Below are 22259 nucleotides of genomic sequence, written 5' to 3'. Positions count from 1 at the left end.
TAAGGGGACATCCATGTCAGTTTCTTCCTCTGCGCTCTCTCAGGGTGGAACGAGGATCAGTTGCCTGCCACCAGCATCTCGCTATCCACCACAATGCCCTCTTCAGCGCCCTTCAGCACCAGATTCGCTTCGTAATACTTCCCGGCTTTCAGCAGTTTTTGCGCCTGCGCCACCGCTTTACGGGTCTGGTTGAGCGGCATCAGATACTGGTTCTCGATCACGCCGATGCCGGCCAGACGCAGGGTATCGATAGCCCCTTTCTGGTCACCTTTCGCCAGCTTTTCGTTGGCAGATTTAATGGCACTCTCTTTTTCCGGCGTGGCCACGTAGTCTTCAGACAGGGCGACGGTCGCGTTGATCACCACATAGCGATCGGCGATCATTTTTGCTGTGGCGTCAGTTTTCACGAACTTCGCCCAGCTGGCGTCATCGGCGGCCAGCAGCGCGGCGGCGTCGTCAGTCAGTTTTTTGGCGCTCTCCGGCTGGCCGTGGAACAGCGCCAGACGGGCGAACTGGACGTCGCGCATCGCGTTCGCGCCCTGCACCGCCACCTGCAGCACATCGGCAGCTTCTTTCTGTACCTGCGCCGTGGCTGCCGCGGTTGGCGCTGCCGTCGCGCTGTCTGCCGCCCACACCGGAGAGGTACCCATCATGGTTGCCAGCAGGCTAGCCAGAATGACTTTTTTCATTGTTAACTCCTGATTAAAATCGGTAAGCATCACCAAACGCAGCCAGCTTAAAAAATATCGTGGTTATTGAGAATCAGAGCCCGGAAGCGATATTGCGGGCCTGGTCTGACAGCTGTCAGACCAGACGTATAAAGTGACCTCGGCGCTCTTATTTACGCCTGGCGATACCGCGGCCTACTATTTTCCTCAGACATTTTTTTTGGCCCGCGGAATAAACCATACGTTTATTTCAGCGCCAGGCCGCCTACCGGGATCTGCGGAGCAATTATGTTTATGTTTAGCCATTACACTTTAAATGCGTTTAGTCCACGCATCTTCTTACGATATAAACGGCATGCCGGCATGATGGCCGCCCTGCTGTTTATCTGCGGGGCCTGTTGCCTGGCCTGGCCGTTGGCCGCCGGTTGGTATCTCGCCGTGGTAACCGGCATGTTGTTGATGATCTGTGGCTTCTATTCACTGTACAGCTTGATTGTCTTCCGCCAGCAGCACTGGAAATCACGCCTGGTGGCGCTGATCTTCGCCATCGCCTGGATCGTGCTCGGCCTGAGCTTTGTTGTCAATCCCCTCAACGGTATGAGCAGTCTGGCCATTTTATTTGGCTTTTTATTTGTTCTCGGCGGTATTTCCCGCATCGTCAGCGGATGTAAAACCCGAAAACAAAGCGGCGCTGGCTGGAATATTTTTATTGGCCTGCTGGATTTACTTATCGCCTGTCTGTGGCTGGCCATGAATCCGCAGCAAAGCTGGTTATTTATCACCGCATTTATCGGCGTTGAAATGATATTTAGCGCCATCGGCTTTCTGGTCCTGCGCAATAAGATGAAGCACGCCCAGGCTTAAGCCGTATTTTATCACTGGAGAAGAAAATGAATTTACCTAAAGCACTCGTGTTGACCGCGGCGGCCACCACATTCTGTCTGATGACCAGCCCGGCGTTCGCGGTTCAGGAAACCACACCGCAGAATATGACCTGTCAGGAGTTTATGGATATGAACCCGAAAAGCATGACCCCCGTGGCCTTCTGGGTCGTGAATCGCAACACCGACTTCAGCGGCGGCGACTATGTCGACTGGCATGAAGTCGAAACCGTCTCGGTACCGAAAATGCTGCAGGAGTGCCACAAGAACCCCGCCGCTAAACTCGGCGATCTCAGCGCGGTCATCAAAAAATAACCCTGCTCCCCGGCATCAGGCCGGGGAAACCCGCCGCGCTGCGGCGGGTCCCGCTTTACTCATCGATACCGCATTCGCACGGCAGATGGCGGCCGATAAGCTTGCGATACAAAAACGCCCCGATAATCGCCCCCACCACCGGCGCCAGCAGCGGCACCCAAAAGTAGGGTATCGACTGCCCGCCGGTAAAGGCGATCGCGCCCCAGCCGGCCAGACTGGTAAACAGTTTTGGGCCGAAGTCGCGCGCCGGATTCAGTGCAAAGCCGGTTAGCGGCCCCATCGACGCGCCGATCACGGCGATCAGCAAGCCAATCAGCAACGGCGCCAGCGGCCCGCGCGGAATTCCGTTGCCGTCGTCGGTCAGGGCCATGATCATCGCCATCAGGATTGCCGTGATGGTGGTCTCCACGGCAAACGCCTGTATAAAAGTGATATGTGAATGCGGGTACGTGGAAAAGACCCCGGCCAGGTTAAGGCTGGCGGCAGTGCCGCGCACGATATGCTGACTCTGTTCAAGATCGAGAAACAGCTGGCGATAGAGCCCATACACCAGCGCGGCGGCGCAGAAGGCCCCGGCCGTCTGGGCAACAATAAACGGCAGCACCTTGCGGCGTTCAAAACAGGCGAACAGCCACAGGGCAATGGTCACCGCCGGATTAAGGTGCGCGCCGGAGACACCGGCCGTCAGGTAGATGGCCATGGCGACGCCAAGGCCCCAGATAATACTGATCTCCCACTGACCAAAGCTGGCCCCGGCGACCCGCAGCGCAGCGACGCAGCCCGCGCCGAAGAAAATGAGCAATCCGGTGCCAAGAAACTCGGCCACGCACTGCCCGGTTAAGGTAGAAGTCTGGTTCATTATCGGCATCCTGAAATAGCACGTTAAAGAGAGAGGCTGGCGCGAGCGCCCGTTTAATTCGCCTGACCGGCCAGTACCAGCCCGGTGGCGACCGCATTGCGCGGCCCTTCTGTTCCCCGAATATTGCCCTGCCCGGCGACCACGCCATAGTGCGACAAGGCTTCCGTGATAAGCTGCGGGATCTCAAAGTCCAGCGATGAGCCGCCCACCAGCACCACAAAGGCGATATCGCGAATGGAACCGCCGGGTGAGACCTGGCGCAGCGCGCGCAGGCAGTTGGTGACAAACACTTTCTCTTTCGCCTGCCGGCGCACGAGACGAATTTTTTCCAGCGGGCTGGCGTTATCGATCGGCACCAGTTCGCCCTCCCTGATGTACACCACTTTGGCGAACACCGCCGGGCTGAGGGCTTCCCGAAAGAACTCCACCGCGCCATTCTCATGACGAATACTGAACAGGCTTTCCACTTTGGCCAGCGGGTATTTTTTAATCGCTTCCGCCAGCGAAAGATCCTCGAGGCCTAACTCGGTTTTAATCAACAGGCTGACCATATTCCCCGCCCCGGCGAGATGGACCGCCGTTATCTGCCCCTCCGCGTTGACGATCGCCGCATCCGTCGAGCCGGCACCGAGGTCGAGGATCGCCAGCGGCGCCGCACAGCCGGGAGTGGTTAACGCCCCGGCGATGGCCATGTTGGCCTCCACGCCGCCCACCACCACCTCGGTCTGCAGTCGGGCGCTCAGTTCGCGGGCGATAACCTGCATTTGCAGGCGATCCGCTTTCACCATCGCCGCCATCCCGACGGCATTCTCCATGGCGCACTCGCCGGCCATCCCGCCCTGCACCTTGCGCGGAATAAACGTATCCACTGCCAGCAGATCCTGGATATATATCGCGCTCATCTCATGGCCGGTCAGGGACGCCATTACCTTGCGCACCCGCTCAAGCATGCCGCCGGCGTGGGTGCCCGGTTCGCCGCGGATATCGCGTACCGGAGCGCAGGCGCTCATCGCCTGCATGATGGCTTCCGCGCCCTCGGCGACATCGGCCTCTCCGCGGCGCTTTTCGCCGCTAATGTAGAGGTTGCCCGCCGGGATCACCCGCGACTGTACGTCCCCCTGCGGGGTCTTGAGCACCACCGCTGAACGGTTGCCAATCAGGGCGCGGGCGATGGGGACGATGGCCTGGGTCTCTTCCGGGCTTAGCCCGAAGAAGGTGGCGATCCCGTAGGGATTCGACAGGATCCGCACCACCTGGCCCGGCGCAGCCACTTCCACCGCCGCCATCACCCCCTCCGGGACCTGCTCCAGCAGCGTCACTTCATCCACCACCGGCAGGGTTTTACGTAGGCGGTTGTTCACCAGCACGCCGTCGTCCTTTTTGAGGATCGCCGCCACCACGTTGATCCCCCGGTCGAGCGCCTCATTGAGCCACCACACGGCGTCAAGGAAATCGACGGCGTCGTCAATCAGTACGATCCACCCCTCGGCATACTGCGCCGCCGGCAGCGTCGCCAGCCGCCCGAGGGCCATAGTCGTCCCCACGCCAACGCCCACCCCGCCCGGAGTCTGCGGGTTATGACCGATCATGGTCGATTCGGTGATAATGGTCTCGGTGATGGTTTCCATCGCCACATCGCCAATCACCGGCGCGGCTTCGTTAAGATAGATGCGAGAGACATCGCTCATCGACCACGGTGTTTTCGCCAGGGCCTGCTCCAGCGCGGCGAGGGTCCCGGCGATATTGTCCCGCGTCCCTTTCATGCCCGTCGTCGCGACGATCCCGCTGGCAACAAACGCCCTCGCCTGCGGGTCGTCGGACGCCAGCGCCACCTCAGTGGTGGCGTTGCCGATATCAATCCCGGCTATTAACGGCATGCTGACCTCCGCTTAGCTTCCTTTACGCAGCTTATGCCGCTGCTGATACACTTCCGCCGACTCCCGGACAAAGGCGGCATTCACTGTCGCATGCCAGGTGTGCTCCAGCTCGTCGGCGATCGCCAGCAGCTCCGCCTGCGAGGAGCGGAACGGGCGCAGCGCGTTATAGATAGCCAGAATGCGCTCGTCAGGAATGGCGATAAGCTCCGCCGCGCGGCGAAAATTGCGCGCCACCGCATGGCGCTGCATCTGCTCGGCAATCTGCGCCTGGTACTCAAGGGTCTGGCGGGAGATCCGCACATCCTGCGGGCCCACCTCGCCAGAGAGCACCTTCTCGAGGGTAATATCGGTCAATGGTTTGCCGGTAGGCGTCAGGATATGCTCCGGGCAGCGGGTGGCTAACGGATAATCCTGCACGCGCATGGTTTTCTCGCTCATGGTCACTCCCTTACTAAGTCGACGTGCAGGGTGACGGGCTCGGCGTCCTGCACCACATGTTTGGTCTCTTTGATATGAAATAGCGCGGCTTTGGCCATAAATTTCGGCCGCACCATCTGATCGTTCACCACCGGCACCGGCGAAGGTGACTCTTTGCGCGCATAGCGCGCGGCGTTTTTGCCAATCTGCCGGTAGGTCTCCAGCCTCAGCAGCGGCGCCTGGGAGAACAGCTCCAGGTTGCTGAGCGGCAGCAGATCGCGCTGATGGATGACCGTGGTCCCCTTCGACTGGATACCGATGCCGATCCCCGAGCCGCTCAGGTTGGCCGCATCCCAGGCCATAAAGGAGACGTCGGACGTGCGCAGAATGCGCACCACCCGGGCGTGAAGCCCCTCTTCTTCCACCCCGGCAATCAGCTCTTTGAGGATCGCGCCATGGGGCATATCGATCAGCGTGTGATGCTGGTGTTTATCGAAGGCAGGGCCGACGCCGATCACCACTTCATCGGCACGTTCATCGGCAGAAGCCACCCCGCCCTCGCGGGTTTTCAGGGTAAAAGAGGGCTGAATTTGGGTTGTCTGTTGCACAGGAATACCGCCTTATTCAATGGTGTCAGGCTGAACCACGCCCGGAATATTTTTGATCTCCGCCCAGCGTTCGGCAGAGATGCGATAGCCGGTGCCCGGCCCCTGATAGTCATTGATGTCGTTGACCGCGCTCACCACCTCGAATTGCCGATCGAGAATGGCCGAGGTCTGCAGGTAATCGCCGGTGACCCGCTGGCGCAGCATATTGAGAATATTGCTGGCGATATCCTCAAAGCCGCTGCGGCTCAGCGCGCCGACAATATCGAGGCCGGTGATGTTGCGCTTCATCATCTCTTCCACCGCGCTCAGATCCTCCACCACGTTACGCGGCGGCATCTCGTTGCTGCCGTGCGCGTAGGTGGCGGCCTCCACCTCCTCGTCGGCGATCGGCGGCAGCCCCAGCTCGCGGAAAACCGCCTGGATCGCCCGCGCCGCTTTCTGGCGAATGGCAATGGTTTCCGCCTCGGTCACCGGACGCAGGCCGCCGTCAACCATCAGGTCACGCTGCAGGATGTTGTAATCATCAAAATCTTCCGCATCGAAGTTCGAGCCGGCGAACATGTTGTCGTAGTTCGGCACCGCGCTGTAGCCGGAGAAAATAAAGTCGGTGCCCGGCAACATCTGCATCAGGGTGCGCGCGGTGCGGCGAATATCCGAGTGGGAGAAAGTCTGGTCGTTGGCGGACGCCACTTCGAGGTCGAGCATAGAGGCAATCAGGTTTTCCGCCAGCACCGCCCGAATGCCCGACGGCACAGCACCGGTCATGCCGATACAGCTCACCGCGCCGTTTTGCAGTCCCTGAACCCCGGCGCCTTTGGTAATGAAGATGCAGCGCGATTCGAGGTAGAGCATCGACTTGCTCTCCGAATAGCCCATCAGCGCTTCGGATCCGGTGCCGGAGGTGTAGCGCATTTTCAACCCGCGGGAGGCGTAGGCCGAGGCGAGGAACGCCTTTGACCACGGCGTATCATCGCCGTCGGTAAATACCGCCTCGGTGCCGTAGACCGACACCGTCTCGGCGTAGCTGGTTAAGCCACGCATGCCCAGCTCAAGCTCGGTGGCCTCTTCCACCGAGCACTGCGTCAACACGCCGGGGCGGCCGCACTGCGAACCGACCAACAGCGCCAGGGCGTTAAACGGCGCGTAGCGCGCGATACCGACCGTGGTCTCCTGTTCTGAGAAGCCGCGGATCCCGGCCTCGGCGGCGTCAGCGGCAATCTGCACCGGATTATCTTTGAGATTGGTGACGTGGCACTGGTTGGAGGGGGTCCGGCGGGCACGCATCTTCTGCAGCGCCATCATCATCTCCACCACGTTCATCTGCGCCATCACCTCGACCGCTTTGGCCGGCGTGATGGCGGTAGTGATGGCAATGATCTCCTCCCGGCTGACGTGAATATCCACCAGCATGCGGGCTATTTCCACCGCCTCCAGGCGCATTGCCTGCTCTGTGCGCTCAACGTTGATCGCGTAATCGGCGATAAACCGGTCGATCATGTCAAACTGGTCCCGGCGTTTGCCGTCCAGTTCGACGATCAGACCGTTGTCCACTTTTACTGAAGAGACAGGGTCAAAGGGGCTGTCCATGGCGATCAGCCCCTCTTCAGGCCACTCGCCAATCAGCCCGTCCTGATTGACGGGGCGCTGGGCCAGTACTGCAAATCGTTTTGATCTTTTCATTGTTCATCGGCTCAAAAGGTGAAATCCGCAGACGGTAGCGAATACGCCGGGCCAGCGTCGTTGCCGCCCGGCCATTACCGGCAATAGCGGAACTTTAAATGAGCCAGTGGTGAAAAAAATAAATTTAATTTCGTTTCAATTTGGCACACGAAATCTACCGACAGTTTCACTATGAAACTTTACTCCGGCGGCAAAAATAAAAAATGTGATCGCCCGCAATGATGTAAATCAATTAATAAAAAACGCCCTTAATTACGTTTTGCCGACGCTATTTTAACCCTATTGACTAAATCATGGCGGGCGACAAAATAACGCTGACAAAAATAAAGCAAGCCAACCGAATGGTAATGGTTTTTTACTATCACCCCCTACTGACTATTCGCGCCAGCGTTATCCTGGTGCGGGAGAGAATGATGAACAAGAGCCAACAAGTTCAGACAATCACCCTGGCCGCCGCCCAGCAAATGGCGGCGGCGGTGGAAAAAAAAGCCACTGAGATCAAGGTGGCGGTGGTGTTTTCCGTGGTTGACCGCGGAGGCAACACGCTGCTTATCCAGCGGATGGACGAGGCCTTCGTCTCCAGCTGCGATATTTCCCTGAATAAAGCCTGGAGCGCCTGCAGCCTGAAGCAAGGTACCCATGAAATTACGTCAGCGGTCCAGCCAGGACAATCTCTGTATGGTCTTCAGCTAACCAACCAACAGCGAATTATTATTTTTGGCGGCGGCCTGCCAGTTATTTTTAATGAGCAGGTAATTGGCGCCGTCGGCGTTAGCGGAGGTACGGTCGAGCAGGATAAATTATTAGCCCAGTGCGCCCTGGATTGTTTTTCCGCATTATAACCTGAAGCGAGAAGGTATATTATGAGCTATCGTATGTTTGATTATCTGGTGCCAAACGTTAACTTTTTTGGCCCCAACGCCATTTCCGTAGTCGGCGAACGCTGCCAGCTGCTGGGGGGGAAAAAAGCCCTGCTGGTCACCGACAAAGGCCTGCGGGCAATTAAAGATGGCGCGGTGGACAAAACCCTGCATTATCTGCGGGAGGCCGGGATCGAGGTGGCGATCTTTGACGGCGTCGAGCCGAACCCGAAAGACACCAACGTGCGTGACGGCCTCGCCGTGTTTCGCCGCGAACAGTGCGACATCATCGTCACCGTGGGCGGCGGCAGCCCGCACGACTGCGGTAAAGGCATCGGCATCGCCGCCACCCATGAGGGCGATCTGTACCAGTATGCGGGAATCGAGACCCTGACCAACCCGCTGCCGCCTATCGTCGCGGTCAACACCACTGCCGGCACCGCCAGCGAGGTCACCCGCCACTGCGTCCTGACCAACACCCAAACCAAAGTGAAGTTTGTGATCGTCAGTTGGCGCAACCTGCCATCGGTCTCCATCAACGATCCGCTGCTGATGATCGGTAAACCGGCCGCCCTGACCGCGGCGACCGGGATGGATGCCCTGACCCACGCCGTAGAGGCCTATATCTCCAAAGACGCTAACCCGGTGACGGACGCCGCCGCCATGCAGGCGATCCGCCTCATCGCCCGCAACCTGCGCCAGGCCGTGGCCCTCGGCAGCAATCTGCAGGCGCGGGAAAACATGGCCTATGCCTCTCTGCTGGCCGGGATGGCTTTCAATAACGCCAACCTCGGCTACGTGCACGCCATGGCGCACCAGCTGGGCGGCCTGTACGACATGCCGCACGGCGTGGCCAACGCTGTCCTGCTGCCGCATGTGGCCCGCTACAACCTGATCGCCAATCCGGAGAAATTCGCCGATATCGCTGAACTGATGGGCGAAAATATCACCGGACTGTCCACCCTCGACGCGGCGGAAAAAGCCATCGCCGCTATCACGCGTTTGTCGATGGATATCGGTATTCCGCAGCATCTGCGCGATCTGGGAGTAAAAGAGGCCGACTTCCCCTACATGGCGGAGATGGCTCTGAAAGACGGCAATGCGTTCTCGAACCCGCGTAAAGGCAACGAGCAGGAGATTGCCGCGATTTTCCGCCAGGCATTCTGAGTGTTAACGAGGGGGCCGTCATGTCGCTTTCACCGCCAGGCGTACGCCTGTTTTACGATCCGCGCGGGCACCATGCCGGCGCCATCAATGAGCTGTGCTGGGGGCTGGAGGAGCAGGGGGTCCCCTGCCAGACCATAACCTATGACGGAGGCGGTGACGCCACTGCGCTGGGCGCCCTGGCGGCCAGAAGCTCGCCCCTGCGGGTGGGTATCGGGCTCAGCGCGTCCGGCGAGATAGCCCTCACTCATGCCCAGCTGCCGGCGGACGCGCCGCTGGCTACCGGACACGTCACCGATAGCGACGATCATCTGCGTACGCTCGGCGCCAACGCCGGGCAGCTGGTTAAAGTCCTGCCGTTAAGTGAGAGAAACTGAATGTACCGTATCTATACCCGCACCGGGGATAAAGGCACCACCGCCCTGTACGGCGGCAGCCGCATCGAGAAAGACCATATTCGCGTCGAGGCCTACGGCACCGTCGATGAACTGATATCCCAGCTGGGCGTCTGCTACGCCACGACCCGCGACGCCGGGCTGCGGGAAAGCCTGCACCATATTCAGCAGACGCTGTTTGTGCTGGGGGCTGAACTGGCCAGCGATGCGCGGGGCCTGACCCGCCTGAGCCAGACGATCGGCGAAGAGGAGATCACCGCCCTGGAGCGGCTTATCGACCGCAATATGGCCGAGAGCGGCCCGTTAAAACAGTTCGTGATCCCGGGGAAGAATCTCGCCTCTGCCCAGCTGCACGTGGCGCGCACCCAGTCCCGTCGGCTCGAACGCCTGCTGACGGCCATGGACCGCGTGCATCCGCTGCGCGACGCGCTCAAACGCTACAGCAATCGCCTGTCGGATGCCCTGTTCTCCATGGCGCGTATCGAGGAGACTAGGCCTGATGCTTGCGCTTGAACTGGCTGGCGTCAATATCGTACTGCTTCATTTTGCGCCATAGGGTGGTGCGGCCGATATTGAGCAGCTGCGACATCTCCTGCACCCGCCCGCTGGTCACTCGGGCGGCGTGAATAATAGCTTCCTTTTCGATGGCGCTAAAGGTCAGGCTGGCCGGCAGCAGCGATGACGCGCTATCCCCGCCCGGCCGCTCGGAAAAGAGATATTCCGGCAGATTACTCAGGCGAATGTGGCCGTTGTCGCTGCTGATGGCGATATTCTCAATGACGCTGTTGAGCTCAAAATCATTCCCCGGCCACGAGTAGGCCACCAGCTGCGCCAGCGCGTCATCGTCCACTTTCAGTCGCGAAGAGAAACGCTTCTCCAGGCTCTTCAACCGGTTATGCACCAGCGACGGAATACTGTTGCGTCGGGCGCGCAGCGGCGGGATGACGATCTCGAACGAGTGCAGCGCATAGTACAGCTGGCGGCTAAAGCGGTTCTGCTCCACCAGGTTGGCCAGATCGACGGTGGTGGTGGCGATCACCTTCACATCCACCGGGATCAGGCGCCGGGCGTCAAGGCGGGTGAGCACTCCCTGCTTAATGACCTGCAGCAGAGCCGACTGCAGCTCCGGCGCCAGATACTCAATCTTTTCCAGAAACAGGGTGCCGCCGTTGGCCAGCTCAAGCCGGCTCAGGCGGCCATTCTCATCATCAGTGGGGGCGCTGCCCATAAAGTCCTGGCCCAACACGCTGTCGGCATACAGCTGGCAGTTGACGGCGATGTAGGGGCCGCCCGCCCGCTCGCTTTCATTGTGGATGGCCTGGCTCAGCAGCTCTTTCCCGACCCCCTCTTCGCCGCACAGCAGCACCGGGAAGCCGCCGCGCGCCGCCTGGCGGCCAAAGTGGATCAGGCGCCGGGTTTCCGGATCGTCAGCAGACATCTGCTCAAAGGTGTGGCTGACTTTACCGAGCTGGCTGGTCATCAGCTGCCGCATCTGCTCCACCGGGTGCAGGAGCAGGATAAAGCTGTTGCCTTGCGCCTCGACAATCGGTTTTAAGGTGATCACCGCGTCGACAAACTGATGCTGACTTTCAAAGGTGACTTCGACGTGATTCAGGCCGCGGGCGTGTTTGATGGCGCGGCGCAGCAGCGCAGGGAGGGTCACCAGATCGGCGATATTTTTCCCCTGGCTGGCCTGGGCATCAAGATGCAGCAGTCTCGCCGCCTGAACATTGAGAAACTGCAGGACGCCCTGCTCGTTCCACGCCATCACCCCATCGTCCATGCTCTCCAGCAGGCCGTACATCTGATTGAGGTGGCGGTTGGATTCCGCCAGCAGGCTGTCGGTGAGCAGTGAATTGCCCACCTCGCGGGCGATGGCCAGCGTCAGGGAAAGGTCGGCGCTGGATTGATTCTCCACCAGGCAACCGAGGGAGATGGAGCCGAATAGCCGCCCGTGATTATCAAACACCGGCGTCGAACAAAAGCTCCATGGCTGCAGGGCCTGCTTAAAATGCCGATCGCCGGCGGTGTTGATCGGCTGCCCCTGCATCGCGGCCAGCGACAGCGCGCAGGTGCCGATAATGCTCTCCGCGCAGTAGCTGCCGTCGCGAAATCCCAGGTCAGCCAGCTGGGCCAGCGTTTGCGGTTCGCCGCAGCGGCTCAGGATGCAGGCGGTCTCATCAAGAATAAACAGCGCGCAGGGGCGACCGTCCATAAACTCCCAGGCGTCCTCCAGCGCCGCCTGACCGATGGTCAGCAGCGCGGTTTTACGCCGACAGATCGAGTCAAAAGTCAGGCCCTGGGCCTGGTGCGGCTTTTGCCAGGTTTCACGCTGCATAAACTTGCTGCAGCGATGCCATGACTGGGCGATGACGGCAGAGACCGCCTTCCCGGTATCCTGAGTCTGAACAGTCATACTGTTTTCCGCGTTTTACCATAGAGAACCCCTCCGGCAGTCACTGCCAGAGGGGAGAAAGAAAAACCGCCGACCGGCGCCAGCGGTTTAGCCACCGCGAATTAACGCGCCAGCCACTGCTGGCCTAACAGATCGGCGGTGAGGATAGCGGCGTGCACACTCTCCGGGGTCACCGCGAACGGCATATTGTGGATGGTCTCCCCTTCCGCGCAGGTGGCTTTCGCCACCGCGGCGATTTTCGCGTCGATCCCCTCTTTGACGCCCATCTGCGCGAGGGTCACCGGCAGGCCGACGCGCTGGCAGAAGCCCAGCACCGTTTCAATTTCGTCCAGCGGGCTGTTCTGCAGCACCAGCTGCGCCAGGGTACCGAAGGCCACTTTCTCACCGTGATACAGATGGTGGCACTCTTCCAGAATGGTGAAACCGTTGTGGATCGCGTGGGCGGCGGCCAGGCCACTGCTTTCAAAGCCAATGCCGCTGAGGTAGGTGTTCGCCTCGATGATGCGCTCCAGCGCTTCGGTCACCACCCCGGCCTGCGCCGCCAGACGGGCCTTTTCGCCCTCCGCCAGCAGCGTATCATAGCACAGGCGGGCGAGGCTCAGCGCCGCCTCGGTGGACTGCCCCCCGGCCATGCTGGTGGCGCGCGCATCGTAGCAGGCCTTGGCCTCGAACCAGGTGGAGAGCGCATCGCCCATGCCGGAGACCAGCAGGCGTACCGGCGCTTTGGCGATAATCGCCGTGTCCATCACCACCATATCCGGGTTTTTCGGATAGATCAGATACTCTTCAAACTCGCCCGCTTCGGTGTAGATCACCGACAGCGCGCTGGTTGGCGCATCGGTCGAGGCGATGGTCGGGATCACCACCACCGGCAGCTTCTGGTAGTAACCGATCGCCTTCGCGGTATCGAGGGTTTTACCGCCGCCGATGCCAACCACGCCGCGGCAGCCCTGTTTTTGCAAAATCGCCATCAGACGGTTAATTTCCGCATGGCTGCATTCACCGTTAAACCGTTCCGCATGGCAGCGAATATCGTGGCTCTGCAGACCATTCACCACTTTCTCTCCCGCCAGCTTCATCACGAAATCGTCGGCGATGACGAAGAAGCTATCCGCCAGGTTTTTGGCATATTGACCGAACAGGACAGCAGCATCAGGACCCTGAAGATATTTGGCTGGAGATTGAATAACTTTTAGCATTCCTTTCACCCTCAAATAAGTGCGCATGTAGACATGAAGAGCCCTGGCGTTATCCGCGCCGGCCGGAAAACGCGGCCTGAACGGAACGGTACCGGAGCAGTGCGATCACTGTAGGGCCGGCAGGGAACAAAAAAATCTTTCGCCTTTTTGTTCTGATATGAAACACAGGTTAATTTTTTACGTTCCATATTGGAACAAAAAACCCTGTTCTCTGTCAGGATTGCGATCCCGATCCGCTCATCTGCCGCATAATGCCCTTACCATCCCCCCTTTTCGGCCTTTTTTTCTCCCGCAGCCGGCAGAAAATCAGCAAAAATTTTTTCCCACCCGCTTCGCCAGCCATCCTGACCGCCGCTTATGACAGAAGAAAAAAAGCGCGCCAGCTCGCATTTTCACCGTATCCTCGGCAAAAACGTTCCATAAAGAAACAAAATCAGGAAGCAATGTTTCGTAATGAAACCCGATCGTCGGGGCATTCTTTTTTTCGTCCGCTCAGCCAGAATCATCATATCGCCAGGCACGCTCCACCGTCAGACGATACCCCTACGCGATGACCGCCTCCGCCAGCAGAGAGGCCGCATCGAACCTTCTCCAACGGAGCACTGAATAATGAAAAAGCTGATTAACCGTGTTGAAGATGTACTGAATGAACAATTACAGGGGCTGGCTAAAGCCCATCCGCAGCTGACCCTGCATCAGGACCCGCTATATGTGACCCGCACCGACGCGCCGGTGGCCGGCAAGGTGGCCTTGCTCTCCGGCGGCGGCAGCGGACATGAGCCGATGCACTGCGGCTATATCGGCCAGGGCATGCTCTCTGGCGCCTGCCCGGGGGAAATTTTCACCTCGCCGACGCCGGACAAAATGTTCGAATGCGCGATGCAAATTGACGGCGGCGAAGGCGTTCTGCTGATTATCAAAAACTACACCGGCGACATCCTGAACTTCGAAACCGCCACCGAGCTGCTGCATGAGAGCGGCATTAAAGTCACCACCGTGGTGGTCGACGACGACGTGGCGGTGAAAGACAGTCTCTATACCGCTGGTCGCCGCGGCGTCGCCAATACCGTGTTGATCGAAAAACTGGTCGGCGCCGCCGCCGAGCGCGGTGACTCGCTGGAAGCCTGCGCTGAACTGGGCCGCCGCCTGAACAATCTCGGCCACTCGATTGGTATCGCTCTCGGCGCCTGCACCGTACCGGCCGCCGGGCAGCCCTCCTTTACGCTGAAAGATGACGAGATGGAGTTCGGCGTCGGCATTCACGGCGAGCCGGGCATCGACCGCCGCCACTTCAGCTCGCTGGACCAAACCGTCGATGAGATGTTCGATACCCTGCTGGAGAATGGCGCCTACAGCCGCACGCTGCGCCAGTGGGATACCGTCAAGGGCGCGTGGCAGGAAGTGAAGCAGAGCAAAACCGCGCTGCAAAACGGCGACCGGGTCATCGCGCTGGTCAATAACCTCGGTGCCACCCCGCTGTCCGAACTGTACGGCGTGTATCACCGTCTCGCCCAGCGCTGCGAAGCGTCTGGCATCATCATCGAACGTAACCTCATCGGCAGCTACTGCACCTCGCTGGATATGTCGGGCTTCTCCATCACCCTGCTGAAAGTGGATGATGAGACGCTGGCGCTATGGGACGCCCCGGTTCATACCCCGGCGCTGAACTGGGGAAACTAAGGAGCACGACATGTCACTGAACAGAACGCAAATCGTCGACTGGCTGTACCGCTGCGGCGACATTTTCACCAAAGAGAGCGATTTTCTCACCGGCCTCGATAAAGAGATCGGCGACGCCGACCACGGTCTCAATATGCACCGCGGCTTTAGTAAAGTGGTCGAAAAGCTGCCGTCGATCGCCGATAAAGATATTGGCTTTATCCTGAAAAATACCGGCATGACGCTGCTCTCCAACGTTGGCGGCGCCAGCGGCCCGCTGTTCGGCACCTTCTTTATTCGCGCCGCGCAGGTCACTCAGGCCCACCAGAGCCTGACCCTCGACGAACTGTACCTGATGATCCGCGAAGGCGCGGACGGGGTGGTCAACCGCGGCAAAGCGGAGCCAGGGGATAAAACCATGTGCGACGTCTGGCTGCCGGTGGCGGACTCCCTGCGCCAGTCCAGCGAGCAGCACCTGTCGATCGCCGCCGCGCTGGATGCCGCCTGCGAAGTGGCCGAGCGTGCGGCCCACGCCACCATCACCATGCAGGCGCGTAAAGGCCGCGCCAGCTATCTCGGCGAGCGCAGCATCGGACATCAGGATCCCGGCGCAACCTCGGTGCTATTTATGGTTCAGATGCTGGCCGCCGCCGCCAAAGAGTAAGGAAATCGCGATGGTAAACCTGGTTATTGTTTCTCATAGCGCCCGGCTGGGCGAAGGTGTCGGAGAACTGGCCCGGCAGATGTTAATCAACGATGGCTGCAAACTGGCGATCGCCGCCGGGATCGACGATCCCGACAGCCCGATCGGCACCGATCCGCTTAAAGTCATGGAGGCGATCGAATCTGTCGCCGATACCGATCACGTGCTGGTGATGATGGATATCGGCAGCGCGTTGCTCAGCGCCGAAACCGCCCTCGATCTGCTCGATCCGACGATTGCCGCGAAGGTGCGGCTGTGCGCCGCGCCGCTGGTGGAAGGGACGCTGGCGGCCACCGTCAGCGCTGCCTCCGGCGCCGGGATCGACAAGGTGATCGCCGACGCCATGAGCGCCCTGGAGGCCAAGCGGGTTCAGCTGGGTTTACCTTCGCCAACTTCTGACGCCGCGCCGGCGCCGACGCTTGCCGACGATGGCGACACAAAATCGGTTTCAGTTATTATTAACAACCACAACGGCCTGCACGTGCGACCGGCGTCGAAGCTGGTCGCCGCGCTGGCGGGTTTTAACGCCGATCTGCTGCTGGAGAAAAACGGGAAGTGCGTCAAACCGGACAGCCTCAACCAAATCGCGCTATTGCAGGTCCGCCGCAACGATAAGCTGCGCCTGCTGGCCCGCGGTCCGGATGCCGACGCGGCGCTGGCGGCGTTTCAGACGCTGGCCGCCGATAACTTCGGTGAATCGCCTGCGGGGCAACCGGCAGCGGCTCCGGCAACGCCCGAGCGCGTCGAAGGCGCAGCCCTGCGCTATCCGCTGGCCCTGATCCAGCCGCTCCGCCCGGCTGCCGCCGATGCCGCCCGCGAGCAGCAGCGCCTGCGCCAGGCCATCGACCAGACGCTGGCGGATCTTATCGCCCTGACCGAGCTGGCGGAAAATAAATTTAACGCCGATATCGCGGCGATCTTCGCCGGGCACCACACCCTGCTCGACGATGACGATCTGTTTGATGCCGCCAACGATCGTCTGCTCACCGAACAATGCTCGGCGGAATGGGCGTGGCATCAGGTGCTAATGGAGCTCAGCCAGCAGTATCGCCAGCTGGATGACCCCTACCTGCAGGCGCGCTATATCGATATCGAAGATATTCTGCAGCGCACCCTGCGCCATCTGCAGGGTATTCAGGAGACGCTGCCGACGCCCGGCGAGCCAACAATTATTATTGCCGACAACATTTATCCCTCAACCGTCTTACAACTGGATGCCAGCCTCATTAAAGGCCTGTGCCTGCGCGATGGCAGCGAACAGGCTCACGGCGCGATTATCGCCCGCGCCGCGGGGATCGTCTGGCTGTGCCAGCAGGGCGAGGCGCTGAAGGATATTCAGCCTGGCGAAGCCATCGCGCTCGATATGCGTAACCAACGCCTTATCCGTGACTAAAATTCACGTTGACCGTTACCGCTCCGGAGGCCTGCCTCCGGAGGGTGAGTTTTCGCTTACTCTTCAGGAACCACTATGTCTCAATTCTTTTTTAACCAGCGCGCCAGCCTCGTCAACGATGTGATTGAGGGTACCATTATCGCCAGCCCGTGGAATAACCTCGCCCGTCTGGAGAGCGACCCGGCGATCCGGGTGGTGGTCCGTCGCGATCTGAATAAAAACAACGTGGCGGTGATCTCCGGCGGCGGCGCCGGCCATGAACCGGCGCACGTCGGCTTTATTGGTAAAGGCATGCTGACCGCCGCGGTCTGCGGCGATCTGTTCGCCTCGCCGAGCGTCGACGCGGTGCTTACCGCCATTCAGGCGGTGACCGGCGAGGCGGGCTGCCTGCTGATCGTCAAAAACTACACCGGCGATCGGCTTAACTTCGGCCTGGCGGCGGAGAAAGCGCGCCGTCTCGGCTACAACGTGGAGATGCTGATCGTCGGCGACGACATTTCGCTGCCGGATAACAAGCAGCCGCGCGGCATCGCCGGGACCATTCTGGTGCATAAAGTGGCGGGCTATTTCGCCGAGCGCGGCTTCAACCTCGCCACCGTCCAGCGTGAAGCGCAATACGCCGCCAGCCATACCGCCAGCATCGGGGTGGCGCTGGCCAGCTGCCACCTGCCGCAGGAAGCCGACAGCGCGCCGCGCCATCAGGCCGGTCATGCCGAGCTGGGAATGGGCATCCACGGTGAGCCAGGCGCCTCGACGATCGCCACGCAAAACAGTGCGGAAATCGTCAACCTGATGGTGGAAAAACTGACTGCCGCCCTGCCGGAAACCGGCCGCCTGGCGGTGATGCTTAATAACCTCGGCGGCGTGTCGGAGGCTGAGATGGCGATCCTGACCCGCGAGCTGGCCAACACCCCGCTGCAGGCGCGCGTTGACTGGTTAATAGGCCCGGCCTCGCTGGTGACGGCGCTGGATATGAAAGGCTTCTCGCTGAGCGCCATCGTGCTGGAGGAGGGTATTGAAAAAGCGCTGCTGTCGGACGTGGAAACCGCCGGCTGGCAGACGCCGGTGCAGCCGCGGGCAGTTAACATCATGCCGTCCACTCTCGCCAGCGCGCGCGTCGACTTTATACCATCGGGCAATCCACTGGTGGGCGATTACGTCGCGCAGGTGACCGGCACCCTCTCCGACCTTGAAGCCCATCTCAACGCGCTGGACGCCAAAGTGGGCGACGGCGATACCGGCTCCACCTTCGCCGCCGGGGCGCGCGAGATTGCCGACCTGCTGCAGCGCCAGCAGCTGCCGCTAAACGATCTGCCAACGCTCTTTGCGCTGATCGGCGAACGTCTGACGGTGGTGATGGGCGGCTCCAGCGGGGTATTGATGTCTATCTTCTTCACCGCTGCCGGGCAGAAGCTGGGACAAGGCGCCAGCGTGGCCGAGGCGCTGAACGCCGGTCTGGAACAGATGAAGTTTTACGGCGGCGCCGATGAGGGAGACCGGACGATGATCGACGCTCTGCAGCCGGCGCTGGCGGCGCTGCTGGCCGAACCGGAGAATCTGCAGGCCGCTTTTGCCGCGGCGCAGGCCGGGGCGGATCGCACCTGCCAGTCGGGCAAAGCTGGCGCCGGACGAGCGTCCTATCTCAACAGCGATAGCCTGCTCGGCAACATGGACCCCGGCGCCCATGCGGTAGCGATGGTGTTTAAGGCCCTGGCGGAACGATAAGCCTTCCCCGGTGGCGCAGCGCTTACCGGGGCTACAAATCGGCGCCAACCGTACGCAAGCCGCTATCCGGGTTTTACTGGGGCGACGTCACACCGCCGAATAGAAGGTCGGGTAAGGCGTAAGCCGCCACCCGACAAAAAACGGCGCCAACCGTAGCCCGGATAAGGCGCAAGCCGCTATCCGGGTTTTACCACGATGGCTTTTTACTTACTGTGCCAGTACGCCTGGGAACGCACCAGCTGCTGATCGATACTCTCGTCTTCAAAGCGCGCCAGCAGCGATTTCACCACCGCGCCTTCGCCGGTCAGCCAGATGAAATAATCCTCCGCCGGCACCTTCACCTGGGCCAGACGCTCGGCGACGAAGGCCGGGTTGTGGCCCACCACCCACTCGATGTTAAAGCCGTCGAGATCCGCCAGATAATCTTTATACGACGCATCGGCGATAGTAACGATGACCGTCACCTGCGGCCTTGCCGGCAGCTGGCGTAATCCCAGCAGACGACGGCGCAGCGCCGGCATGCCGGACTCATCGCAAACATACAGCTGCCAGGCATAATCTTCCGGCACCACCAGCGAGCCGCGCGGGCCGCCGATCACCAGCTTATCGCCCACTTTTGCTTCCAGCGCCCAGCGGCTGGCGATACCGCCATCGTGGATATAGAAATCGTAAGTCAGCTCGTGACGTTCGGCATCGTACAGCGGCGTATAGTCACGAGTGGCAGGCCGCACGCCCTCGCCCCAGTCAATCCCCTCCTCGGTCACCTGCGGCGGGGTAAATGCCGCGCCCGGCTCGGGGAAAAAAAGCTTGGTATGATCGTCAAAGCCGTGAGAAGCGAAGCCTTCCAGCGCCTCGCCTCCCAGCACGATACGCTGGAACGCCGCGCCTGCGCGCTCCACGCGCAGCACCGTCAGCTCACGGAAACGCAGCTCATTGCGGACACGCTGCGGGTACTTGTCTGCTTTGGTTTTTGTCATCATCGATTGCCTTCGTGAACGGTAAATAGATATATCTAAACTTGATGCAAATGATAATGATTGCCAACTAAAAAGAATGCAAGTCTTTTTTTGATATAGTCAAAACAAACCGCATCAAAATCCACAATCAGAAAATAATTACATATATATCAATATATTAAAAAATAAATATCAACCAGCATTGCGAACATTCATTTTTTAGATATAAATTAGATATATCAAAAACAGCAGGAGGTAACCATGCGACATCATCATGAAGAGGGGCGTGGGCCACGCGGGCGCCACGGTGATCCCAGCGAACACGGCGACCATGGCCGCCGCGGCGGCGGACGCCGCCAGCGTTTCTTTGGCCACGGTGAACTGCGGCTGATCATTCTGGATATCCTCAGCCGCAACGCCAGCCATGGCTATGAGCTGATCAAAGAGATCGAAACGCTTACCCAGGGGAACTACAGCCCCAGCCCGGGGGTGATCTACCCGACGCTGGATCTGCTCCAGGACCAGGGCCTTATCAGCGTGGAAGATGACAACGGACGTAAAAAAATCGTTATCAGCGAGGAAGGAAAACAGCTGCACGCCGAGAACCAGGAGCACCTGGCCCATATCCAGGAGCGTCTGCAGGCGCGGATGGTCGGCTGCGAGCTGCGCCGGGATCCGCAGATGAAGCGCGCGCTGGAAAACTTCAAAGCGGTCCTCGACCTGAAAGTGAACCAGCAGGCCAGCAGTGCCGCCCAGCTCAAGCAGATCATCGGCATTATCGACCGGGCGGCGATGGAGATCTCTCAGCTCGACTAAGCCTCTTTTTTCACCACCGGCTGCCCCGCGCTGGGGCAGCCCGCACCACGGCGGATCGCCCCGTCCATTGCTGCCAGGCAGAAAATCTTGTCAGCTCAGGAATAAAACATGCCAATAGTGGCGCAATGAGATTAAATTTTACACATTTCGTCTTTTACCTTGCATTTATCCCGATTTTCACCGCTTCTGCCGAACTGGCGTAATCCCTGCAATACTTAATCCAGTATCGTGTGATACGTCCGCCCCAGGAGCACATTTTGAACAGGTTACCTTCCAGCGCATCGGCTCTGGCCTGCAGCGCACACGCACTGAATCTCATTGAAAAGCGCACGCTTGATCATGAGGAAATGAAAGCACTTAACCAGGAGGTCAGGGAATACTTTAAAGAGCATGTGAATCCGGGGTTTTTAGAGTATCGAAAATCGGTCACAGCCGGCGGGGATTACGGAGCCGTAGAGTGGCAAGCGGGAGGGTTAAATACGCTTGTCGACACCCAGGGACAGGAATTTATCGACTGCCTTGGTGGGTTTGGCATCTTCAATGTAGGGCACCGTAATCCAGTTGTGGTATCCGCCGTCGAGAATCAACTCGCGAAACAACCGCTTCACAGTCAGGAACTGCTGGATCCGCTACGCGCGATGCTGGCGAAAACCCTGGCAGCCTTAACGCCCGGCAAACTAAAGTACAGTTTCTTCTGCAACAGCGGTACCGAATCGGTAGAGGCGGCTATCAAGCTGGCGAAAGCCTATCAGTCGCCGCGCGGTAAATTTACCTTCATCGCCACCAGCGGCGCCTTCCACGGTAAATCGCTGGGTGCGCTGTCGGCCACCGCCAAGTCGACCTTCCGCAAACCCTTTATGCCGCTGCTGCCGGGCTTCCGCCACGTGCCGTTCGGCGATATCAACGCCATGCGCACCATGCTAAGCGAGTGCAAGAAAACCGGCGACGACGTCGCGGCGGTGATCCTCGAGCCGATTCAGGGCGAAGGGGGCGTGATCCTCCCGCCGCAGGGGTATTTGCCGGCGGTGCGTAAGCTGTGCGATGAGTTTGGCACCCTGCTGATCCTCGACGAAGTGCAGACCGGCATGGGCCGCACCGGCAAGATGTTCGCCTGCGAGCATGAGAACGTTCAGCCCGATATTCTGTGTCTGGCGAAAGCGCTCGGCGGCGGTGTGATGCCGATCGGCGCGACGGTGGCGACGGAAGAGGTCTTCTCGGTGCTGTTCGACAACCCGTTCCTGCACACTACCACCTTCGGCGGCAACCCGTTGGCCTGTGCGGCGGCGCTGGCGACGATCAACGTGCTGTTGACGCAAAACCTGCCGGCGCAGGCGGCGCAGAAAGGCGATATGCTGCTGGACGGGTTCCGCCTGCTGGCGCAGGAGTATCCGGACCTGGTGAATGAAGTACGCGGGAAAGGCATGCTGATGGCCATCGAATTTGTCGATAACGAGATTGGCTACGACTTTGCCAGCGAGATGTTCAGACAGCGGGTGCTGGTCGCCGGGACGTTAAACAACGCCAAGACGATCCGCGTTGAACCGCCGCTGACCCTCACCCTGGAGCAGTGTGAGCAGGTACTGAAAGCGGCGCGTAAGGCGCTGGCGGCCCTGCGCGTCTCGGTTGAAGAAGCGTAATAAGTGCCCTTCCCCCTCTCCCACAGGGAGA

At 59.9% G+C, this 22259-nt stretch carries 21 protein-coding genes and 1 pseudogene; 13 read left to right on the top strand and 9 right to left on the bottom strand.

The genetic code is table 11. From position 1 onward, the window contains the following. Nucleotides 1–56 precede the first annotated feature (56 nt). On the bottom strand, nucleotides 57–719 hold the full coding sequence (locus tag FHW76_RS23405) for a YfdX family protein (protein ID WP_162493302.1): 663 nt from the start codon (nucleotides 717–719) through the stop codon (nucleotides 57–59). A 237-nt stretch (nucleotides 720–956) separates the two neighbouring features. Between FHW76_RS23405 and FHW76_RS23400 the strand changes: the two genes are divergently transcribed. Beyond that, nucleotides 957–1532 carry an HdeD family acid-resistance protein gene (locus FHW76_RS23400; RefSeq protein WP_064166693.1) on the top strand — a complete coding sequence of 192 codons (576 nt, stop codon included), beginning with the start codon at nucleotides 957–959 and terminating at the stop codon, nucleotides 1530–1532. 26 nt (nucleotides 1533–1558) lie between these two features. Continuing rightward, entirely contained in the window at nucleotides 1559–1864 is a 306-nt protein-coding gene (gene hdeB / locus FHW76_RS23395) for an acid-activated periplasmic chaperone HdeB (RefSeq protein ID WP_016161849.1), read from the top strand. A gap of 55 nt (nucleotides 1865–1919) precedes the next feature. Here the strand turns inward: hdeB and FHW76_RS23390 are convergent, their stop codons facing one another. Genes FHW76_RS23390 through FHW76_RS23370 form a run of 5 tightly spaced genes read right to left on the bottom strand, consistent with a single transcriptional unit; the run spans nucleotide 1920 to nucleotide 7305 of the window. Then, a complete protein-coding gene (locus tag FHW76_RS23390) occupies nucleotides 1920–2723 on the bottom strand; it encodes an MIP/aquaporin family protein (RefSeq protein WP_012540523.1) in 804 nt (267 codons plus the stop codon). Between the two features lie 53 nt (nucleotides 2724–2776). Beyond that, a complete protein-coding gene (locus FHW76_RS23385) occupies nucleotides 2777–4600 on the bottom strand; it encodes a diol dehydratase reactivase subunit alpha (protein ID WP_032755543.1) in 1824 nt (607 codons plus the stop codon). A gap of 12 nt (nucleotides 4601–4612) precedes the next feature. Beyond that, complete coding sequence (locus FHW76_RS23380; RefSeq protein WP_002917670.1) at nucleotides 4613–5038, bottom strand: glycerol dehydratase small subunit DhaB3; 426 nt, start codon at nucleotides 5036–5038, stop codon at nucleotides 4613–4615. A 2-nt stretch (nucleotides 5039–5040) separates the two neighbouring features. Then, on the bottom strand, nucleotides 5041–5625 hold the full coding sequence (locus tag FHW76_RS23375) for a propanediol/glycerol family dehydratase medium subunit (RefSeq protein WP_032731281.1): 585 nt from the start codon (nucleotides 5623–5625) through the stop codon (nucleotides 5041–5043). Between the two features lie 12 nt (nucleotides 5626–5637). Beyond that, nucleotides 5638–7305, bottom strand: a complete 1668-nt coding sequence (locus tag FHW76_RS23370) for a propanediol/glycerol family dehydratase large subunit (protein ID WP_002917676.1) — start codon at nucleotides 7303–7305, stop codon at nucleotides 5638–5640. 413 nt (nucleotides 7306–7718) lie between these two features. Between FHW76_RS23370 and FHW76_RS23365 the strand changes: the two genes are divergently transcribed. Genes FHW76_RS23365 through FHW76_RS23350 form a run of 4 tightly spaced genes read left to right on the top strand, consistent with a single transcriptional unit; the run spans nucleotide 7719 to nucleotide 10237 of the window. Next, complete coding sequence (locus FHW76_RS23365) at nucleotides 7719–8147, top strand: heme-binding protein (protein WP_022065621.1); 429 nt, start codon at nucleotides 7719–7721, stop codon at nucleotides 8145–8147. 21 nt (nucleotides 8148–8168) lie between these two features. Next, a complete protein-coding gene (dhaT, locus tag FHW76_RS23360) occupies nucleotides 8169–9332 on the top strand; it encodes a 1,3-propanediol dehydrogenase (protein ID WP_004889680.1) in 1164 nt (387 codons plus the stop codon). A gap of 20 nt (nucleotides 9333–9352) precedes the next feature. Continuing rightward, nucleotides 9353–9706, top strand: coding sequence for a glycerol dehydratase reactivase beta/small subunit family protein (locus FHW76_RS23355; RefSeq protein ID WP_032731284.1), 354 nt, complete (start codon nucleotides 9353–9355; stop codon nucleotides 9704–9706). Further along, a complete protein-coding gene (locus tag FHW76_RS23350) occupies nucleotides 9707–10237 on the top strand; it encodes a cob(I)yrinic acid a,c-diamide adenosyltransferase (protein WP_032731285.1) in 531 nt (176 codons plus the stop codon). Here the strand turns inward: FHW76_RS23350 and dhaR are convergent. Together dhaR and FHW76_RS23340 are read right to left on the bottom strand one after the other, a co-directional pair. Beyond that, nucleotides 10215–12140, bottom strand: coding sequence for a dihydroxyacetone kinase operon transcriptional regulator DhaR (dhaR, locus tag FHW76_RS23345; RefSeq protein WP_022065618.1), 1926 nt, complete (start codon nucleotides 12138–12140; stop codon nucleotides 10215–10217). The genes FHW76_RS23350 and dhaR overlap by 23 nt on opposite strands. Before the next feature lie 101 nt (nucleotides 12141–12241). Continuing rightward, the gene (locus tag FHW76_RS23340; RefSeq protein WP_088717894.1) at nucleotides 12242–13339 is read right to left on the bottom strand and encodes a glycerol dehydrogenase; all 1098 of its coding nucleotides are present in this window, start codon (nucleotides 13337–13339) and stop codon (nucleotides 12242–12244) included. Nucleotides 13340–13590: 251 nt separating this feature from the next. Here FHW76_RS23340 and FHW76_RS23335 point away from each other — a divergent pair. The 5 genes and pseudogenes from FHW76_RS23335 (at nucleotide 13591) to FHW76_RS23315 (ending at nucleotide 18819) form a co-directional block, all read left to right on the top strand. Next, nucleotides 13591–13793: pseudogene (locus FHW76_RS23335) on the top strand (hypothetical protein). 155 nt (nucleotides 13794–13948) lie between these two features. Further along, entirely contained in the window at nucleotides 13949–15019 is a 1071-nt protein-coding gene (gene dhaK, locus FHW76_RS23330; RefSeq protein ID WP_023340739.1) for a dihydroxyacetone kinase subunit DhaK, read from the top strand. A 10-nt stretch (nucleotides 15020–15029) separates the two neighbouring features. After that, a complete protein-coding gene (dhaL, locus tag FHW76_RS23325) occupies nucleotides 15030–15662 on the top strand; it encodes a dihydroxyacetone kinase subunit DhaL (protein WP_008806558.1) in 633 nt (210 codons plus the stop codon). 10 nt (nucleotides 15663–15672) lie between these two features. Continuing rightward, the gene (gene dhaM / locus FHW76_RS23320; RefSeq protein ID WP_023340740.1) at nucleotides 15673–17094 is read left to right on the top strand and encodes a dihydroxyacetone kinase phosphoryl donor subunit DhaM; all 1422 of its coding nucleotides are present in this window, start codon (nucleotides 15673–15675) and stop codon (nucleotides 17092–17094) included. Between the two features lie 75 nt (nucleotides 17095–17169). Then, the gene (locus FHW76_RS23315) at nucleotides 17170–18819 is read left to right on the top strand and encodes a glycerone kinase (protein ID WP_032731288.1); all 1650 of its coding nucleotides are present in this window, start codon (nucleotides 17170–17172) and stop codon (nucleotides 18817–18819) included. A 203-nt stretch (nucleotides 18820–19022) separates the two neighbouring features. Here FHW76_RS23315 and FHW76_RS23310 read toward each other — a convergent pair whose 3' ends face one another. Next, a complete protein-coding gene (locus tag FHW76_RS23310; protein WP_175286753.1) occupies nucleotides 19023–19799 on the bottom strand; it encodes a siderophore-interacting protein in 777 nt (258 codons plus the stop codon). 237 nt (nucleotides 19800–20036) lie between these two features. Between FHW76_RS23310 and FHW76_RS23305 the strand changes: the two genes are divergently transcribed. Then, a complete protein-coding gene (locus tag FHW76_RS23305) occupies nucleotides 20037–20591 on the top strand; it encodes a PadR family transcriptional regulator (RefSeq protein ID WP_008806562.1) in 555 nt (184 codons plus the stop codon). 257 nt (nucleotides 20592–20848) lie between these two features. Beyond that, nucleotides 20849–22228 (top strand): putrescine aminotransferase, encoded by a 1380-nt coding sequence (gene ygjG, locus FHW76_RS23300; protein ID WP_110209481.1) that lies wholly within the window; start codon nucleotides 20849–20851, stop codon nucleotides 22226–22228. Nucleotides 22229–22259 lie beyond the last annotated feature (31 nt).

The sequence above is a fragment of the Klebsiella sp. RC2 genome (genome assembly GCF_014192815.1).
GTDB classification, from domain to species: Bacteria; Pseudomonadota; Gammaproteobacteria; order Enterobacterales; family Enterobacteriaceae; genus Klebsiella; species Klebsiella variicola.
This window is presented reverse-complemented; position numbering and strand designations above follow the sequence as displayed.

Bases quoted from the DNA above. Each gene is read 5' to 3' on its own strand.
- FHW76_RS23405 (WP_162493302.1), bottom strand. From the start codon at position 719: ATGCTTACCGATTTTAATCAGGAGTTAACAATGAAAAAAGTCATTCTG.
- FHW76_RS23400 (WP_064166693.1), top strand. From the start codon at position 957: ATGTTTATGTTTAGCCATTACACTTTAAATGCGTTTAGTCCACGCATC.
- hdeB (WP_016161849.1), top strand. From the start codon at position 1,559: ATGAATTTACCTAAAGCACTCGTGTTGACCGCGGCGGCCACCACATTC.
- FHW76_RS23390 (WP_012540523.1), bottom strand. From the start codon at position 2,723: ATGAACCAGACTTCTACCTTAACCGGGCAGTGCGTGGCCGAGTTTCTT.
- FHW76_RS23385 (WP_032755543.1), bottom strand. From the start codon at position 4,600: ATGCCGTTAATAGCCGGGATTGATATCGGCAACGCCACCACTGAGGTG.
- FHW76_RS23380 (WP_002917670.1), bottom strand. From the start codon at position 5,038: ATGAGCGAGAAAACCATGCGCGTGCAGGATTATCCGTTAGCCACCCGC.
- FHW76_RS23370 (WP_002917676.1), bottom strand. From the start codon at position 7,305: ATGAAAAGATCAAAACGATTTGCAGTACTGGCCCAGCGCCCCGTCAAT.
- FHW76_RS23365 (WP_022065621.1), top strand. From the start codon at position 7,719: ATGAACAAGAGCCAACAAGTTCAGACAATCACCCTGGCCGCCGCCCAG.
- dhaT (WP_004889680.1), top strand. From the start codon at position 8,169: ATGAGCTATCGTATGTTTGATTATCTGGTGCCAAACGTTAACTTTTTT.
- FHW76_RS23355 (WP_032731284.1), top strand. From the start codon at position 9,353: ATGTCGCTTTCACCGCCAGGCGTACGCCTGTTTTACGATCCGCGCGGG.
- FHW76_RS23350 (WP_032731285.1), top strand. From the start codon at position 9,707: ATGTACCGTATCTATACCCGCACCGGGGATAAAGGCACCACCGCCCTG.
- dhaR (WP_022065618.1), bottom strand. From the start codon at position 12,140: ATGACTGTTCAGACTCAGGATACCGGGAAGGCGGTCTCTGCCGTCATC.
- FHW76_RS23340 (WP_088717894.1), bottom strand. From the start codon at position 13,339: ATGCTAAAAGTTATTCAATCTCCAGCCAAATATCTTCAGGGTCCTGAT.
- dhaK (WP_023340739.1), top strand. From the start codon at position 13,949: ATGAAAAAGCTGATTAACCGTGTTGAAGATGTACTGAATGAACAATTA.
- dhaL (WP_008806558.1), top strand. From the start codon at position 15,030: ATGTCACTGAACAGAACGCAAATCGTCGACTGGCTGTACCGCTGCGGC.
- dhaM (WP_023340740.1), top strand. From the start codon at position 15,673: ATGGTAAACCTGGTTATTGTTTCTCATAGCGCCCGGCTGGGCGAAGGT.
- FHW76_RS23315 (WP_032731288.1), top strand. From the start codon at position 17,170: ATGTCTCAATTCTTTTTTAACCAGCGCGCCAGCCTCGTCAACGATGTG.
- FHW76_RS23310 (WP_175286753.1), bottom strand. From the start codon at position 19,799: ATGATGACAAAAACCAAAGCAGACAAGTACCCGCAGCGTGTCCGCAAT.
- FHW76_RS23305 (WP_008806562.1), top strand. From the start codon at position 20,037: ATGCGACATCATCATGAAGAGGGGCGTGGGCCACGCGGGCGCCACGGT.